The organism is Tardiphaga sp. GW822-FHT04G09 (assembly GCF_058800725.1).
In genome coordinates this window covers 1-17,002 of the sequence record NZ_JBXAMO010000001.1, presented here as the reverse complement: position 1 = coordinate 17,002, position 17,002 = coordinate 1, and the positions used below count along the sequence as shown (strand labels likewise).

Sequence of the window (17,002 nt, the reverse complement as noted above, 5' to 3'; positions counted from 1 at the left end):
CATCAAACAAAACATTGCCGCGATGGGTTTCGCAAGTGCTCTACCCATCCTACGCAAAGACGCAGCAGGAAACGTCGCGACATGTCCTCCACCAACAAACTCGCTCCGATCCCGCATCCGCCGAAGAAGCCGGTGGTGGGCAACATGCTGTCGCTGGATGCCAATGCGCCGGTGCAGGATCTGGCACGGCTAGCCAAGGAGCTCGGGCCGATCTTCTGGCTGGACATGATGGGCTCGCCCATCGTCATCGTCGGCGGCCACGATCTTGTGGACGAGCTCAGCGACGAGAAGCGCTTCGACAAGGCGGTGCGCGGCGCGCTGCGCCGGGTCCGCGCCGTCGGCGGCGACGGGCTGTTCACGGCGGACACCAAAGAGCCGAACTGGGCCAAGGCGCACAACATCCTGCTGCAGCCGTTCGGCAACCGCGCGATGCAGTCCTATCACCCGAGCATGGTGGATATCGCCGAGCAGCTGGTAAAGAAATGGGAACGCCTCAACACCGATGAGGAGATCGACGTCGTCCATGACATGACGGCGCTGACGCTGGACACGATCGGCCTGTGCGGTTTCGACTATCGCTTCAATTCGTTCTACCGGAGCGACTACCACCCCTTCGTGGAATCGCTGGTGCGTTCGCTCGAGACCATCATGATGACCCGCGGCCTGCCGCTGGAGAGTCTGTGGATGCAGAAGCGCCGCCGCGATCTCGCCGGCGACGTCGCCTTCATGAATTCCATGGTCGACGAGATCATCGCCGAGCGCCGCAAGAATGCCGAGGCGACCGAGGCCAAGAAGGACATGCTCGGCGCCATGATGACCGGCGTCGACCGCGCCACCGGCGAACAGCTCGACGACGTCAACATCCGCTACCAGATCAACACCTTCCTGATCGCCGGCCACGAGACCACATCGGGTCTGCTGTCATGCGCGATCTATGCGATGCTGAAACATCCGGAGGTGCTGAAGAAGGCCTATGAGGAAGTCGACCGCGTCTTCGGACCCGATGTGAATGCCAAGCCGACCTATCAGCAGGTCACGCAGCTTCATTACATCACGCAGATCCTGAAGGAGTCGCTGCGGCTGTGGCCACCGGCACCGGCCTATGGCATCGCACCGGTGCAGGACGAAACCATCGGCGGCGGCAAGTACAAGCTCCGCAAGGGCACCTTCGTCACCATCCTGGTATTGGCGCTGCATCGCGATCCCTCGGTCTGGGGACCCAATCCCGACGCCTTCGACCCCGAAAATTTCTCGAAGGAGGCCGAAGCCGCACGACCTATCAACGCGTGGAAACCGTTCGGCAACGGCCAGCGCGCCTGTATCGGCCGCGGCTTCGCCATGCACGAAGCTGCGCTGGCGCTCGGCATGATCCTGCAGCGTTTCAAGATGATGGATCACAAGCGCTACCAGATGGTGCTCAAGGAAACACTGACCATCAAGCCCGATGGTTTCAAGATCAAGGTGCGCCCACGCCACGATCACGAGCGCGGCGCCTATGCTGGACGCGCGAACGCAGCCACCGCGGCCGCGCCGCTCGCGCCTGTCGTCACCGGCCGCGCGCGGCCGAGTCACAACACGCCACTGCTGGTGCTCTACGGCTCCAACCTGGGCACCGCCGAGGAACTGGCGACGCGTGTTGCCGATCTCGCCGAGGTCAACGGCTTCGCCACCAAACTCGCGCCGCTCGACGACTTCGTTGGCAAACTGCCGACCGAAGGCGGCGTTCTCATTTTCTGCGCTTCCTACAACGGCGCAGCACCGGACAATGCCACGCAATTCGTCAACTGGCTCGGCACCGACCTGCCGAAGGACGCCTTCGCCAAGGTGCGCTATGCCGTGTTCGGCTGCGGCAACAGCGACTGGCTGGCGACCTATCAGTCGATCCCACGATACATTGACGACAAGCTCCGCGAACACGGCGCGACCAACGCCTATGTCCGCGGCGAAGGCGATGCGCGCGACGACCTCGACGGCCAGTTCGAGGACTGGTTCGCCAAATTACGACCACTTGCGGTGAAGGAGTTCGGGCTCGACACTGGATTCGAGCGCAGCGCCGACGATGCACCGCTTTATCGGATCGAACCTGTTGCACCGAGCGCGGTGAATACCGTCGTTGCGCTGGGCGGCGTGGTGCCGATGAAGGTGCTGGGCAATCGCGAGCTGCAGAACGGCGCGTCCGATCGCTCGACGCGGCATATCGAGATCGAACTTCCTGCCGGGACCAGTTACCGCGTCGGCGATCATCTCAGCGTGGTGCCGCGCAACGATCCCGCGCTTGTCGATGCAGTCGCGCGCCGTTTCGGCTTCCTGCCGGACGACCAGATCCGGCTGCAGGTCGCGGAAGGTCGTCGCGCGCAACTGCCGGTCGGCGACGTCGTCTCGGTCGGCCGCCTGCTCACGGAATTCGTGGAGTTGCAGCAGGTCGCGACCCGCAAGCAAATCCAGATCATGGCGGAGAACACGCGCTGCCCGATGACAAGGCCGAAACTGCTCGGTTATGTCGGCGACGATCCCGCCGCAAGCGAGCGCTATCGCAGTGACGTCCTCGCCAAGCGTAAATCGGTGTTCGACCTGCTCGAAGAACATCCGGCCTGCGAATTGCCGTTCCACACTTATCTGGAAATGCTGTCACTGCTGGCGCCGCGCTATTACTCGATCTCGTCGTCGCCGCAGGGCGAGACGTCACGCTGCAGCGTCACCACGGCCGTCGTTCATGGCCCGGCGCATTCGGGCCGCGGCATCTATAAGGGCGTCTGCTCGAACTATCTCAGCGGTCGGCGTGCCGGCGATACCGTGCATGCCATTGTGCGCGAGACCAAGGCCGGCTTCCGCCTGCCCGGCGATCCCCTCGTGCCGCTGATCATGATCGGACCGGGGACGGGCCTCGCGCCGTTCCGCGGCTTCCTGCAGGAGCGCGCGGCGCTCAAGGCGCAAGGTGCCAGGCTCGGCCCGGCACTCTTGTTCTTCGGCTGCCGCCATCCCGATCAGGACTTTCTCTATGCCGAGGAGCTCAAGGGCTTCGCTGCCGATGGTATCTGTGAACTACACATCGCCTTCTCGCGCGGCGATGGGCCGAAGACCTATGTGCAGCACCTCATCACCCAGCAGAAGGACCGCGTCTGGGATCTGATCCAGCAGGGCGCCATTACTTATGTCTGCGGCGATGGCGGCAAGATGGAGCCGGATGTGAAGGCGTCCCTGATGGCGATCCAGCGCGAGCGCAGCGGCGGCGACGAAGCGGCGGCGCTGACCTGGATCGACGACCTCGGCACGCGCAATCGCTACGTGCTCGACGTCTGGGCCGGGAGCTAGCGAGAGGCTGATACCAGTTCCATTGTCACAATCGCTGTCATAAAAGACCGCGCGCACTGTCATAATTGCCGTGCGCGCAATCTCTCATTAATCGCTGCGACGATTTGTTTGGCGCATGACGCGCTTGTCACTTTTTCGCAGGGACTTTCCATGTCATATGTTTGACATGAGCCCACGTTCCGCCCGATCCCCCGAACCGATTGATGTGCCGTACGAGCCGCCACAGCTGGCGCGCGCGAACGGGATCGAAATCTGTTACGACATCTTTGGCTATTCGGACGCGGAACCGATGGTGATGATCATGGGCCTCGGCGCCCAGATGATCCACTGGGACGACGACTTCTGCCGCGAACTGGCCAGCAATGGCTTTCGCGTGATCCGCTTCGACAACCGCGATATCGGCCTGTCCTCCAAGATGGCCGGCGGCAAGCCGTTCACCCTGTTCGAACTGGCCAAGCTGCGTTTTCTCGGTACGCCTGTCTCCGCCCCCTACAAGCTCAGCGACATGGCGACCGACGTGGTGGCCCTGCTCGACGTGCTGCGTATCCGCTCCGCGCATGTGGTCGGCGCCTCCATGGGCGGCATGATCGCGCAGGAAATGGCGATCACCTATCCGGAGCGCCTGCGCTCGCTGACCTCGATCATGTCGACCACGGGCAATCCGCGCCTGCCGCAGCCGAGCCGCGCGGTGTCGCTGTTGCTGCTGAAGCCGCAGCCCGTAGGCTACGAGGCGTTCCTCGAACGTTTCAAGCAGACATGGTTGTTCCTGCGCGTCGGCAGTTTCCCCGACGACGAGGCACGCGATCTTGACCGCGCTGAGCGGACCTATGCCCGCGGCCTCAATCCCGAGGGCGTCGGCCGGCAGCTCCGCGCCATCCTCGCGTCGGGCAGCCGCAAGGAGCGTCTCGCCACGGTCACCGCGCCGACGCTGGTGATCCACGGCAAGATCGATCCTCTGGTGCATCCGGCCGCCGGCCGCGATACGGCCGCGTCGATTCCCGGCGCCAAGCTGATGATGGTCGACCGGATGGGCCACGCCCTGCCGATCTCGATGTGGTCCATGGTGATCGACGCCATCTCGCGGCATGCGCATGGCGCGAAGCTGCAGCAGCCGCTGCAGGCCGGCGCGCGCCGCGCGGGCTAGTATCGCAAATCGCAGTCCATAGGACGGGTAGAGCGAAGGCGCATCGCGCCGGAGTGAAACCCATCATGGTCGCGGTAGAAGATGATGGGTTTCGCTTCGCTCCACCCATCCTAGGACATTTCCGCTTACTTCTTGTCCTTCGGACGCGCAGCGCCGAGACCGGCCATGTTGGCGAACATCTCCTGAAAGCGCTCGCCCATCTTCGGGTCGAATGAGAACCAGCTCTGCATGATCGACTCCGGCGAGAACTTGTCGATGTTCTCCATCATCTTCTTCTGCATCTGATCCATCATCGCCGACTGCATCGGCTGCACATCAGGCAGCCCCAGGAATTCGCGCGCCTCGAGCGGCGTGCAGTCCACGGTGACGATCACTTTCATTCTCAACTCCCCAGGCAAAGCCGCCGCTCTCGCGAAGATGGCGACGCAGCGGCAGTATCGCCGCTGACGCCTGCCCGATGCAAGCGATGTGACATCCACATTGCAGTTGCGAGATGTCAGCCGAAGCGTTCGACCGCAAAAGCTTTGGGATCGGTGAACGGCGTGACGCCCGTCACCATGTCCGCGATCAGACGCCCGGTCACGGGCCCCAGCGTGAAGCCGTGATGCTGGTGGCCGAAGTCGAACCACAGGCCCTTGTGGCGTGGTGCGTGACCGATCACCGGCAGCATGTCCGGCAGACAGGGACGCGCGCCCATCCAGGGTGTGGCCTCGACGGGATCGCCAAGCGGGAAGGTCTGGCGCGCCACCCGGAGCGTCCGCTCGATCTGCACCGGGGTCGGCGGTGCATCGCGGAGCGCGAACTCGGCCCCCGTCGTCAGGCGGATACCGCGATTCATCGGCGCCAGCAGATAGCCGCGATCGGCATCAAGCACGGGATGACGCAGCACCGCGTTACCTGACGGCTTGAGATGAATGTGGTAGCCCCGCTTGCTCTTGAGCGGGATGTTATAGCCGAGCGGCCGAAACACGTGATCCGACCATGGCCCCATTGCGAGCACGACATCCCGCGCAACCAGCGCCCCGTTCGGCCCGGCGACGCGCCAGTTGCGGTCGCCCTGCTCCAGCGTTCGCGCGTCGGCCGCGATGAAGCGTCCGCCCTTGCGGATGAACAGCGAGGCATAGGCCTTGGCGAGACCGCCGGGATCGGGAACGAAGCCCGGCGAGGTCCAGTGGACGCCGCCGGCAAAATCCGTGGACAGGTTCGGCTCCCGCCCGGCGATGGCGGCGGCATCCAGAATATCGCCCGGAACGCCATAGGCGCCATGGCGTTCGAGATCTGCAATACCTTTCGCAAGGGTCGCCTCGGAGCGGAACAGGTTGATCCATCCCATCCGGCGCAGCAGTTCGGGCACGCCGGCCTCGGCGATCAGCGCCTCATGTTCGGTCAGACTGCGCTGGATCAGCGGCAGCGCCGCCATGGCGCTGCGGAGCGATCCCTCCGGCGACGAGTTCAGGAAATATCTGGTGATCCACGGCAGCATGCCGGGCAGTGCATTGAGATGATAATGCACCTCCGGCGCGCGGTTCAGCGCAAATCTGAAGAGCTTGCCGAGATCGCGCGGCAGCATGTGGAGAAAAACCGAGCAGCACTGGATCAGACCGGCATTGCCATAGCTGGTCTCCTCGCCGGCCTTCTCATGCCGATCGACCAACACCACATTGCGACCGCGCGCCTGCAGATGCAGCGCTGCCGACACACCGACCATGCCTGCGCCGAGCACAAGCACATCAGCCTTGAGTTCCGCCATTCCTGCTCCGAAAACTTGCCGTTCTGGCGGTCCTGTTAGCGCTTTGTCGTGACCGAATGATGCACGCGCGCAATGCGTGGAATTGCCTATGCCCAATCCTAGCAAGGATCGCGCCAGCCGCCTCATTGTGCAGCGCATAGCTGACAAATGCCGCTTGCACGACGTGCAATCTCTGCCAACAATGTGACGGTCGCTCAACTGTCGGGCGGCCGCGTGGTGATGCAATCGCGGTCATGCAATGGAGAAGCTCAGTATGTCGATCCGCCAGACCTTGATTGCCGCCGCTGCATCGCTGATTGCCCTCGCTGCACTCCCTGCCTCCACACTGCCCGCCTCCGCGCAAACGCTGCGCTATGCCAATCAGGGCGATCTGAAATCGCTCGATCCCTATACGCTGCGCGAGACCACGACCATCGCCCATCACGGCCAGGTCTATGAAGGCCTGGTCGGGCGCGGCAAGGATCTGCAGATCATCCCTGCGCTTGCCGAAAGCTGGGAAACACCGGAGCCGACGCGCTGGCGCTTCCACCTGCGCAAGGGTGTCAAATTCCACAATGGCGACCCCTTCACCGCCGATGACGTCGTGTTCTCCGCTGACCGCGTGCGCGCCAAGGGCTCCGACTTCACGACGGTCATTCCGGCCGATGCCAAAGTACTCAAGATCGACGACTACACCGTCGATTTCGTGCTGACCAAGCCGAACCCGATCCTGACGTCACAATGGGACGTCTGGTACATCATGGACAAGAAATGGGCGGAGGCGAACAATGCCCTCGCGCCCACGCCGGCCGCGGCGACCTCGCCGAGCTTCGCATCGCTGAATGCGAACGGCACGGGCCCCTTCACCATCGAGAGCCACCAGCCGGGCGTAAAGACAGTCTTCAAGGTCAACCCGAACTGGTGGGGCAAGCCCGAGCATAATCTCAAGGAGATCATCTTCACGCCGATCGCGTCCGATGCCACCCGCGTCGCGGCGCTGCTGTCCGGCGAGGTCGATATTATCGAGCCGGTGCCGGTGCAGGACATCGCGCGCGTCAATGGATCAGCCAACGCCGCCGTCATGGCCGGGCCGGAGCTGCGCACCATCTTCCTCGGCATGGACCAGATCCGCGACGAGCTGCTGTTCTCGAACATCAAGGGCAAGAACCCGTTCAAGGACATCCGCGTCCGCGAGGCCTTCTACAAGGCCATCGACATCGAACTGATCAAGACACGGGTCATGCGCGGCCTGTCGACGCCGTCGGCGCTGATGATCGCACCGCCGCTGTTCAAGCTCTCCGGTGACTTCATGCGGCCGAAATACGACGCCGACGGCGCCAAGAAGTTGATGGCAGAGGCCGGCTATCCGGACGGCTTCGAAGTCGGCATGGATTGCCCGAATGATCGCTACGTCAATGACGCCGCGATCTGTCAGGCGGTGGTCGGCATGCTCGCGCGCATCGGCGTCAAGGTCACGCTGAACGCGCAGCCGAAGGCGCTGTATTTTGCCAAGGTCTTCAAGACCGGCGGCTTCAACACCTCGTTCTATCTGCTCGGCTGGACACCCGGCACGCAGGATTCGCACAATGTGATGTTCGACATCATGGGCTGCCGCGACGATCCGAACAGCCCGCGCGGCGCCACCAATCTCGGTGGCTATTGCAACAAGCAGTTCGACGCCCTCACCGATCAGGTGCTGCAGGAGACTGATACCGCGAAGCGCGACCAGCTCATCAAACAGGCCTATGAGATCGCCGCCAAGGACTGGGCCTATATCCCGCTGCATCAGCAGGCGCTGGCCTGGGGCGTCGCCAAGAAGGTGAAGATCGTGCAGCGCCCGGACAATCAGGTGCTGCCATACTGGGCGGTGAAGTCGGAATAGGTCTGGCATCCGCGTGGAAGGCCAGGTCGCCCCGATCTCAGTCCTCATCCTGAGGAGCGGCGCCTTCGCCGCGTCTCGAAGGATGGTGGCCTGCATCATCTCATGGTTCGAGACGGCGCTGAAGAAGCGCCTCCTCCCCATGAGGTCCCAGATGTTTCAATAACAGAAAGCGAAATAGCCCATGCTCGCTTTCATCCTGCGCCGCGCATTGCAGTCCATTGGTGTGATGATTGCCGTCGGCATCATCGCCTTCACCATGTTCCGCTTCGCCGGCGATCCGGTAAACCAGATGGTGGCGATGGACACCACGCCAGCGCAGCGCGCCGAGGTGCGCGCGTCGCTCGGCCTCGACGATCCCGTCCCGGTGCAATTCGCGCGCTACTTCATCAACGCCGTCCAGTTCAAGTTCGGGGTCTCCTACCAGTTTCGCCAGCCGGTGTCGGCGCTGCTGAAGGAGCGCATGCCGGCAACGCTGGAGCTCGCGACCTGCGCCACCGTAATCGCCCTGGTGTTCGGCATCCTGATGGGGATCTATTCGGCGCTGCGGAAGGATTCGTTTTTCGCCAAGGTCCTGCAGGCGGTGTCGCTGATCGGCATCTCGCTGCCGACCTTCCTCATTGGCATTCTCCTGATCTATCTGTTCGCGGTCACTTTGGGATGGCTGCCATCCTTCGGGCGCGGCGATGTCGTCAAGTTCGGCTGGTGGACCACCGGCCTGCTGACGATCTCCGGCCTGAAGGCGCTGATCATGCCGTCGATCACGCTCGGGCTGTTCCAGATGACGCTGATCATGCGCCTCGTCCGCGCCGAGATGCTGGAAGTGCTGCGCACCGACTATATCCGCTTCGCGCGCGCCCGCGGCCTGACCACCCGCGCGATCCATTTCGGCCATGCGCTGAAGAACACGCTGGTGCCTGTGATCACCGTCGCCGGCCTGCAATTCGGCTCGGTCATCGCCTTCGCCATCATCACCGAGACCGTGTTCCAGTGGCCAGGCATGGGGCTGCTGTTCGTGCAGGCGGTGCAGAATGTCGATATCCCGATCATGGCGGCCTATCTGCTGGTGGTGTCGCTGATCTTCGTCACCATCAACCTGATCGTCGACATCCTCTATACCGTGGTCGATCCGCGTCTGCGTGCCACTATCAACCGGCCGGCATGAGGGCGTCATGACAGACATCACAACCTCACCCCGCGCCTTCCCGCTCCGCTGGCTCGCGGCCATCGCCGACAGCGACATCTTCTATTCGTTCCGCCGCTCCAAACTCACGATGGTTGCCGCAGCGATCGTGTTCGTGCTGTTGATGATGGCGTTGTTCGCACCCGTCCTCGTAGTGCAGAATCCGTTCGATCCGGCCCAGCTCGAACTGATCAACTCCCGCATCGCGCCGCTCTGGACGGCGGAGGGGCAGAGGCCGTTCCTGCTCGGCACCGACGAACAGGGGCGCGATATCTATTCCGCAATCCTCTACGGCATGCGGATCTCGCTGGTTGTCGGCGTACTCGGCGTCAGTTTTGCGGCGGTACTCGGCATCGGGCTCGGCCTCATCGCCGGCTATGTCGGCGGCGCGGTGGACAGCCTGATCATGCGCATCGCCGATGTGCAGCTCACTTTTCCGGCGATCCTCATCGCGCTCTTGATCGACGGCGTGGTGAAGTCCGCGCTGGGCAATCACCTGGATGCATCGACCACGCTGATCGTGCTGGTGGTCGCCATCGGGCTGAGCTTCTGGGTGCAATATGCCCGCACCGTGCGCGGCTCGGTGATGGTGGAGAAGAACAAGGACTACGTTGCGGCGGCGCAGCTGATCGGCCTGCCCGCGCGGGTGATCATGATCCGCCATGTGCTGCCCAACACCATGGGCCCGATCTTGGTGATCGCCACGATCAATCTGGCGCTCGCCATCATCACCGAGGCGACGCTGTCGTTTCTCGGCTCCGGCATGCCCGACACCATGCCGTCATTGGGCACGCTGATCCGCATCGGCAACAACTATCTGTTCTCCGGCGAATGGTGGGTGATCGCCTTCCCCGGTCTCGCGCTGGCCTCGCTGATCCTGTCGATCAACCTGCTCGGCGACTGGCTGCGCGACGCGCTGAACCCGAAGCTGCAATGATATGTCGCATCCGACAGTGCCCGATATGAGCGTGCCCGTCCTCTCCGTACGCAACCTGCGCGTCGAATTCGCCGGACGGCGCGGCGTGCTGCGCGCCATCGATGGCGTGTCGTTCGATATCGCCAGGGGCGAGGTGCTGGGCGTGGTCGGCGAATCCGGCGCCGGCAAATCGGTGACGGGACTCGCAGCCATCGGACTGATAGATCCGCCCGGGCGCATCTCGGGTGGCGAGATCCTGCTGTCCGGACTGCGCATCGACAATCTGCCGGCGGAGCAGATGCGCCGGATTCGCGGCAAGCGCATCGCCATGATCTTTCAGGATCCGCTAACCAGCCTCAATCCGTTGTATCGGATCGGCGACCAGCTGGTGGAGACCATCCGCACCCATCTCAATCTGTCGGAGACGCAGGCGCGCCGGCGCGCAGTGGACCTGCTGGCAGAAGTCGGCATTCCCGCGCCGGAGAAGCGCGTCGATGCCTATCCGCATGAGTTCTCGGGTGGCATGCGGCAGCGCGTGGTGATCGCGCTGGCGATTGCGGCCGAGCCCGAACTGATTATCGCAGACGAGCCGACCACCGCGCTCGATGTCTCCGTGCAGGCGCAGATCATCGCGCTGATCAAGCGGCTCGGCCGCGACCACGGCACGGCGGTGATGCTGGTGACCCACGACATGGGCGTGATCGCCGAGACGTCCGACCGCGTCGCCGTGATGTATTCCGGGCGCATCGCCGAGATCGGACCGGTGCGCGATGTCGTACAGAACCCGCTGCATCCCTATGCCAAGGGGCTGATGGGTGCGATCCCGACGCTGACGGGCGATGCGTCGCAGCGGCTGGTGCAGATTCCGGGAAGCATGCCGCGCCTCTCGGCCATTCCACCAGGCTGCGCCTTCAATCCGCGCTGCAGTTTTGCGTTCGATCGCTGTCGGGTGGAGCGGCCGGAGCTGATCTCTGTGGGCACGCAGCAGGTGGCCTGTCATCTCTACGATCATGCCCATGCGGAGAGCGCGGCATGACGGCGCTGGTGCAGGCACGCAATCTCAAACGCGCATTCGACGTCTCGAAGCCCTGGCTCAACCGCCTCATCGAGCGCAGCCCGATGGAGTTTCTCAAAGCGGTCGACGGCGTGTCGTTCGAGATCAGGCGCGGCGAGACCTTTGCGCTGGTCGGCGAATCCGGCTCCGGCAAGAGCACGGTGGCGCGCATGGTGGTCGGGCTGCTGCCGCCGACCTCGGGCGAGGTTATCATCGACGGCGTCTCGATGAGCGATCCCGGGCAGGCCAGCGCGCGCAAACTGCTGCGCAAGCGGATCCAGATGATCTTCCAGGATCCCTATGCCAGCCTCAATCCGCGGCTGCGGGTCGATGCCATCATTGCCGAGCCGATCCGCGCCTTCGATCTCATTCAGGGCGAGCGCGACATTCGCGCCCGCGTCGGCGAACTACTGACGCTGGTAGGGTTGCATCCCGACGACGGGCAGAAATATCCGCATCAGTTCTCCGGGGGCCAACGCCAGCGTATTGCCATTGCCCGCGCGCTCGCCTCGGAGGCCGAGTTCATCGTCTGCGACGAGCCGACCTCGGCGCTGGATGTGTCGGTGCAGGCGCAGATTCTCAACCTGATGCGCGAGCTGCAGGACAAATTCGGTCTGACCTATCTGTTCATCAGCCACAACCTTGCCGTGGTCAGGCACATGGCGGATAGGATTGGGGTCATGTATCTCGGCCGGATCGTGGAGATTGCGGAAGGGCGCGAACTCTTCCGCGCACCGCGGATGCCCTATACGCGCATGCTGCTGGGCGCAGTGCCTGACCTTGCAATGTCAGGCCGTGCGCGCATTGCGATCTCCGGCGAGATTCCCAATCCGATCGATCCGCCCTCCGGCTGCACGTTTCATCCGCGCTGCCCTGAAGTGTTCGATCTCTGCCGGAAGGTCGTGCCGGATCTGGTCGACGGCGTCGCCTGTCATGCAGTCAATAAACTGATCGCGCCGCCAAGCGAGGCTGCTCCCGCCACGCGGCGATAGCTGGGACCTGAGCGCACTAAAATCAGAGCGCCTGCAAACGACAACGCGGCAGGCACCGCAGGGTATCGGCAACAGACCCCCACAGCACCCACCGCGAAATCATTCAGCCGAAAATGTCGGCTGCAAGATCGGTCCGGCAAGATCCACCGAACCCGATCCGATTAATCTTCTGCCGGCTCCTCGCCGTCGCCGCCGTCTTCGTCGCGCTCGACGGGACCGGCGAGAATCTGCTCGGCGATCAGGCCGGAATTCTGCCGGATCGAGGCTTCGATCTTGGCGGTCATGTCCGGATTGGCCTTCAGGAAGGCCTTGGAATTCTCGCGACCCTGGCCGAGACGCTGGCTGTCATAGGAGAACCAGGCGCCTGACTTCTCGACGATTCCCGCTTTCACGCCGAGATCGAGGATTTCGCCCATCTTGGAGACGCCTTCGCCATACATGATGTCGAATTCGACCTGCTTGAAGGGCGGCGCCAGCTTGTTCTTGACGACCTTGACGCGGGTGGAGTTGCCAACCACTTCGTCGCGTTCCTTGATCGCACCGATGCGGCGGATGTCGAGACGCACCGAGGCGTAGAATTTCAGCGCATTGCCGCCGGTGGTGGTTTCCGGCGAGCCGTACATCACACCGATCTTCATGCGGATCTGGTTGATGAAGATCACCATCGTATTGGATTTGTTGATCGAGGCGGTCAGCTTGCGCAGCGCCTGGCTCATCAGACGGGCCTGCAGGCCGGGCAGCGCATCGCCCATTTCGCCTTCGAGTTCGGCGCGCGGCACCAGCGCGGCCACGGAGTCGACGATCAGCACATCCACCGCGCCGGAGCGCACCAGGGTGTCGGCGATTTCCAGCGCCTGTTCGCCGTGGTCCGGCTGCGAGATCAGGAGTTCATCAACATTGACGCCCAGCTTGCGGGCATAGACCGGATCGAGCGCGTGTTCGGCGTCAATAAAGGCGCAGATGCCGCCCTTCTTCTGGGCTTCGGCCACGCAATGCAGCGCCAAAGTCGTCTTGCCCGAGGATTCCGGCCCGTAGATTTCGATCACGCGGCCCTTGGGCAGGCCACCGACGCCGAGCGCGATATCGAGGCCGAGCGAGCCCGACGAGATCACCTCGATATCCATCGAGCGATCATTCTTGCCGAGCTTCATCACCGAGCCCTTGCCGAACTGGCGCTCGATCTGGGAGAGCGCGGCCGACAGGGCCTTGGTCTTGTCCATGGAGGATCCTTCAACGATACGCAGGGCAGTCGGAGTGGTAGCCATTGATCTAGCTCCTTATGAAGGGATTCGCGACAGGGACAAACGGCAAGCGCCAAAGGACGGCAGCGCTGTTCGGGGTGAAATCAATGTACCCTATTCGTTCTATGTTCGCAATATGTTCTTTTGAGAATTTGGGTACTGGCCCGTTTCGGACCTCAGTGGCCTAGTTTGAAAATGGCAGTGGCCTGTTTTCAAAAATGTCTTAGCCTGTCGTTCACTGCGCTGGATGGATGGGCTTACCTTTGGACACCGCTCTATTTCTCACACTATTTCTTTTTGCGGTTCAGACGTCCGCTGGGGTGGCCCCGATGAAATGGCCCCAACACAAATGGCTTGCCGACTCTATTTTTTACTTGTCGGGCTTCTTCGCACTCGTCTGTTTGGTGGTATGGCTTGCAACAAACAGAGATTGGCTTATGGCTGGAGTGCAACCTTCTCATATTATCGCGACCGGCCTAGCTGTCGCGCTCGCCGGCTTGATATGGCAGTGGCGTCGATCCGAAATGCCGGATCCTCAAATTGCTACACTGCAAGAACAACTTGCGACATTTAAGAATCAAGCATCAGCGTCGCCAGACGTCAAAGTCGATGCGCCACCAAAAACACGAATTACATATTCAGAACGCGACATTCGCGAACTCTTAGACGGTCTGGCAGATGCCCACGATCTGATAGAGAAGCATATATTTCCTGCCACTTACAAAATCACTGAAGCTACAGCAAACTGGCAAGGGAATATCCCCAACAGAGGCGTTCAGGGATTTGCTAACGCCCTGCAGCAGATGAACATGGCGTTGCCAGATGAGGTTTGGAAACCAATTGACGCTCTCTTGGAAAAATACGGTCGCGTAAAAGAGCAGTTACGTTTTGCACTTGCGCTGGAACATGAAGCTGCGAGAGGCGAGGTAAGTCGGGCCTTGAAAAACGCAATTGATGCACTGCAAAAGCTCCCCGAAAACCCGTCAGAGAGCACGCGTGAATTAGTGAAACCTCAGTTCGGAGAAGCATACCGGCAAGGTGAGATTACTTATAATTGGATAACGGTTGCCCGGGACAGGATAGCCAAAATGACACAAAATCTGCGCACCAAGGGAGTGACTGGATTTGAGTAGTTAAAGCCGCCTCAGTGGGCGGCCTCTTTCATTTCGGGTGGTCGATAGTCATTCGGGACGGAAGCATCAAGTTGCTGCACCGCAGCTAGATGCCAGCCTCATCAGTCAGTCTCTGCAACAACTTGTTCTTAAAATCCCCCGGCCGGGATAACGAGGCGTAAGGTGCTTCAGTTCTTCCCAAACTCCGGAGCTATATTGCCCGCCGTACCCGACAGGTAGACTGTCTCACGAATTAGAACTTGCCGAAGTCGCGCCATGCCCTTCTCTGCAATCCTGGCCAGAATTAGGAAACTCATTCTTGTAGATGAGTCTGAACACTATGCGGCCATCGAGCGTGGCTTTCGGGACGGCTCGTTGCATCAGCCCGTCAATCCGATGTCAGACGCTGAGCTGGCGGAGGCCATAGCCGAGTTCACGAACAAGCAACCTTCGGCCGGAAGTATCAAAACCCTGGGCGGGCGCTTCAATCCAAAGAAGTAAGGCCGTTTCAGCGACCTCTTTCGTTCTCGGCATCGTGCCGGCCTCCTCCAAGGGATGGACGAGAGAACTGCGCTATTTCTTCGCTTTCCCTCTCTTCCTTATGGCCTTCAGCGCATCGGCCTGCGCACGGAACGCGTCAGCCAGATTCCGCATCCGCTCAGCATGCTCGGTGTCTTCCGAGCGACGAGCTGCGGCCTCGGCTTTCTCGGCCTGCTTCCTCAGCGACTTCGTTGGTTTCATGCCGATATTATGCCGCGGCGCCTGAGGTTGTTCCGCCGCTCCCGGGACCAGGCATCGGTTCAGGCGCATGGAAGCGGCATGGCTCGCGTTTGGCCCAGGCAGAGGACGGCTAGAGGACTGGCTCGACGGCGAGGCCTCGCCGGAGACGGCATCGCCCGGCTCCGGTCATGCGGAAAAGGAATCGAGCGTTTCCTTGATGAAAAAGCCCGCTCTCACCGGAGGGCTTTTTTGCTGCGCGCCTCGGAACCAACGAACCGCCTGCCGCTTGAGTCCCAATTCCGTAAGCCCGCATGGGGAGGCATAAAATGGAAGATATTCAGACCTGCCGTGCCAAGGAAAGTCTATGCCGTCAGCGAGCTTCGTTCTTCCCTGAGGAAAGCTGGAAACATTTAGCTGAAGCAGAGATGTGGCAGCATAAGGCAATGAAGCTGATTGCCGAGCGTCACGCCGATTGCAATCAGCCCGTCGACAAAGCGGCCGCCTAGCCTCGCTGGTGCGAGCCCTGCCGTTGATTGTTTCAGTGCCAATGGCAGGGGGACCTCTCCTTGCCGGCCCCAGCGTGGATGCAACGAACCGTCGCTGAGGCTTAAAGACGAACAAAATTTTGACGGCGCCCCTTGACCGGCACAATGGGAGATCCACATCGAGAAACGCCTTTAAACGAAAGGAGTTAGGAGGCGCCACATGACAATATCTGCCGTGTCGATGAATGACATCCACGCAAATTTTCTCCTTGCCGGCACCTTCATGCACCCGCGGGAGGTTCGCGCGACTCCCTTCTTAAACACCATGCAAAAGCGATGTGTTCTTGCAGCCTGGGCGTCAGACGCCTTTGCTGTCGAAGGGAAGCCTTGGCTACGACAGATCCCCGGCTCTAACGAGACCGTCAGGATCGGCGATATTCTCGCCGCTCTCAGATCGCTTGATCAGGACGACACTCACCCACAGCCGAAGATGTCGCAAATGCGATTGCCAGGATCGCCCATACGCGTGCGCGCCGTAGGTCAAACCGCTGGGGAAGACAGGCGCCGTTTGGCCGACATCCCCCCATAAGGCCGAATGCTTTTATCACAAAAGCCGCCCGAGCATTGCGCCGACGATCCGCCACCGTTCCGGTCGATGCCTGCCGTTTGGGCCTTGCTGTTTTTGGTCGGTGCATTCTTCCGAGTTGCCCCGTACCTCTCTCTGGAAAAAACCAAAGGCCGCCCTGGTGGGCGGCCTCTTTTATTTCGGCGATCTTGATCTCTCAGGCCGACGGATCGCATCGAACCCAACCCGCTGTTCGTTTAAAATCTTCGCGAGAGGATCAGGCCTCGTGATCGTTTGAAGGGATGGCGTCGACCTGGGCCGGCCCTCGGCCAGCTTAGCGCGCTCTGCATTGGCCTCGCGCGAACCGTGCTCGTCAACAAAGCCTATCCTCGGTTCATCGAGCAGCTTTGACTGCCATGATTTTGTTTTCGTCATCCGGCCATCTTAGCGGATGGCGGGCGATCTTTGTTAGTCCTCAGATTGAATTTATTGGGCTGTTGACGGGTTATTTGTGCCGCCCCAGATTCGGTATGTATCAGGGAAAACCGGGAGGCCGCGATGGACCTTCTAGTGTTGGCGCTGTTTGTGGCGACTGACGTGCCCCCGCCAAATTAGGCCAGTCTGAACTGGAATTTTCCAATTATGATCCCCTGACGGGGACGAGGAGAGT

Annotated in this window: 14 protein-coding genes; 10 read left to right on the top strand and 4 right to left on the bottom strand. The window is 61.6% G+C overall.

Features of this window, described 5'->3' with window-relative positions; all coding sequences use genetic code 11:
- Window positions 1–81: 81 nt before the first annotated feature.
- Both AC1RLZ_RS00070 and AC1RLZ_RS00065 read left to right on the top strand, forming a co-directional pair.
- Entirely contained in the window at window positions 82–3,312 is a 3,231-nt protein-coding gene (locus AC1RLZ_RS00070) for a bifunctional cytochrome P450/NADPH--P450 reductase (RefSeq protein WP_493186977.1), read from the top strand.
- A 166-nt stretch (window positions 3,313–3,478) separates the two neighbouring features.
- Window positions 3,479–4,456 carry an alpha/beta fold hydrolase gene (locus tag AC1RLZ_RS00065; RefSeq protein ID WP_493186976.1) on the top strand — a complete coding sequence of 326 codons (978 nt, stop codon included), beginning with the start codon at window positions 3,479–3,481 and terminating at the stop codon, window positions 4,454–4,456.
- A gap of 125 nt (window positions 4,457–4,581) precedes the next feature.
- Here the strand turns inward: AC1RLZ_RS00065 and AC1RLZ_RS00060 are convergent, their stop codons facing one another.
- The gene (locus tag AC1RLZ_RS00060) at window positions 4,582–4,836 is read right to left on the bottom strand and encodes a DUF6489 family protein (RefSeq protein ID WP_371422831.1); all 255 of its coding nucleotides are present in this window, start codon (window positions 4,834–4,836) and stop codon (window positions 4,582–4,584) included.
- Window positions 4,837–4,952: 116 nt separating this feature from the next.
- On the bottom strand, window positions 4,953–6,206 hold the full coding sequence (locus AC1RLZ_RS00055) for an NAD(P)/FAD-dependent oxidoreductase (protein WP_493186975.1): 1,254 nt from the start codon (window positions 6,204–6,206) through the stop codon (window positions 4,953–4,955).
- Between the two features lie 253 nt (window positions 6,207–6,459).
- On the opposite strand from AC1RLZ_RS00055, the gene AC1RLZ_RS00050 reads away from it, so the two are divergent.
- The 5 genes from AC1RLZ_RS00050 to AC1RLZ_RS00030 all read left to right on the top strand — a co-directional run bounded on the left by AC1RLZ_RS00050 (window position 6,460) and on the right by AC1RLZ_RS00030 (window position 12,209).
- Entirely contained in the window at window positions 6,460–8,067 is a 1,608-nt protein-coding gene (locus AC1RLZ_RS00050; protein WP_493186974.1) for an ABC transporter substrate-binding protein, read from the top strand.
- 181 nt (window positions 8,068–8,248) lie between these two features.
- A complete protein-coding gene (locus tag AC1RLZ_RS00045; protein ID WP_493186973.1) occupies window positions 8,249–9,229 on the top strand; it encodes an ABC transporter permease in 981 nt (326 codons plus the stop codon).
- A 7-nt stretch (window positions 9,230–9,236) separates the two neighbouring features.
- The gene (locus AC1RLZ_RS00040; protein ID WP_493186972.1) at window positions 9,237–10,184 is read left to right on the top strand and encodes an ABC transporter permease; all 948 of its coding nucleotides are present in this window, start codon (window positions 9,237–9,239) and stop codon (window positions 10,182–10,184) included.
- Window positions 10,185–10,209: 25 nt separating this feature from the next.
- On the top strand, window positions 10,210–11,199 hold the full coding sequence (locus AC1RLZ_RS00035) for an ABC transporter ATP-binding protein (RefSeq protein ID WP_493187507.1): 990 nt from the start codon (window positions 10,210–10,212) through the stop codon (window positions 11,197–11,199).
- Window positions 11,196–12,209 (top strand): ABC transporter ATP-binding protein, encoded by a 1,014-nt coding sequence (locus AC1RLZ_RS00030; protein ID WP_493186971.1) that lies wholly within the window; start codon window positions 11,196–11,198, stop codon window positions 12,207–12,209. The genes AC1RLZ_RS00035 and AC1RLZ_RS00030 overlap by 4 nt, the downstream gene beginning before the upstream one ends.
- Window positions 12,210–12,370: 161 nt before the next feature.
- On the opposite strand, the gene recA is transcribed toward AC1RLZ_RS00030, so the two are convergent.
- Window positions 12,371–13,474 (bottom strand): recombinase RecA, encoded by a 1,104-nt coding sequence (gene recA / locus AC1RLZ_RS00025; protein WP_092146491.1) that lies wholly within the window; start codon window positions 13,472–13,474, stop codon window positions 12,371–12,373.
- A gap of 305 nt (window positions 13,475–13,779) precedes the next feature.
- Between recA and AC1RLZ_RS00020 the strand changes: the two genes are divergently transcribed.
- Both AC1RLZ_RS00020 and AC1RLZ_RS00015 read left to right on the top strand, forming a co-directional pair.
- On the top strand, window positions 13,780–14,583 hold the full coding sequence (locus AC1RLZ_RS00020) for a hypothetical protein (RefSeq protein ID WP_493186970.1): 804 nt from the start codon (window positions 13,780–13,782) through the stop codon (window positions 14,581–14,583).
- Window positions 14,584–14,838: 255 nt separating this feature from the next.
- Window positions 14,839–15,063 (top strand): hypothetical protein, encoded by a 225-nt coding sequence (locus tag AC1RLZ_RS00015; RefSeq protein ID WP_493186969.1) that lies wholly within the window; start codon window positions 14,839–14,841, stop codon window positions 15,061–15,063.
- 72 nt (window positions 15,064–15,135) lie between these two features.
- On the opposite strand, the gene AC1RLZ_RS00010 is transcribed toward AC1RLZ_RS00015, so the two are convergent.
- Window positions 15,136–15,303, bottom strand: coding sequence for a hypothetical protein (locus AC1RLZ_RS00010; RefSeq protein ID WP_371422822.1), 168 nt, complete (start codon window positions 15,301–15,303; stop codon window positions 15,136–15,138).
- Window positions 15,304–15,608: 305 nt separating this feature from the next.
- On the opposite strand from AC1RLZ_RS00010, the gene AC1RLZ_RS00005 reads away from it, so the two are divergent.
- Complete coding sequence (locus tag AC1RLZ_RS00005; RefSeq protein WP_493186968.1) at window positions 15,609–15,788, top strand: hypothetical protein; 180 nt, start codon at window positions 15,609–15,611, stop codon at window positions 15,786–15,788.
- Window positions 15,789–17,002 lie beyond the last annotated feature (1,214 nt).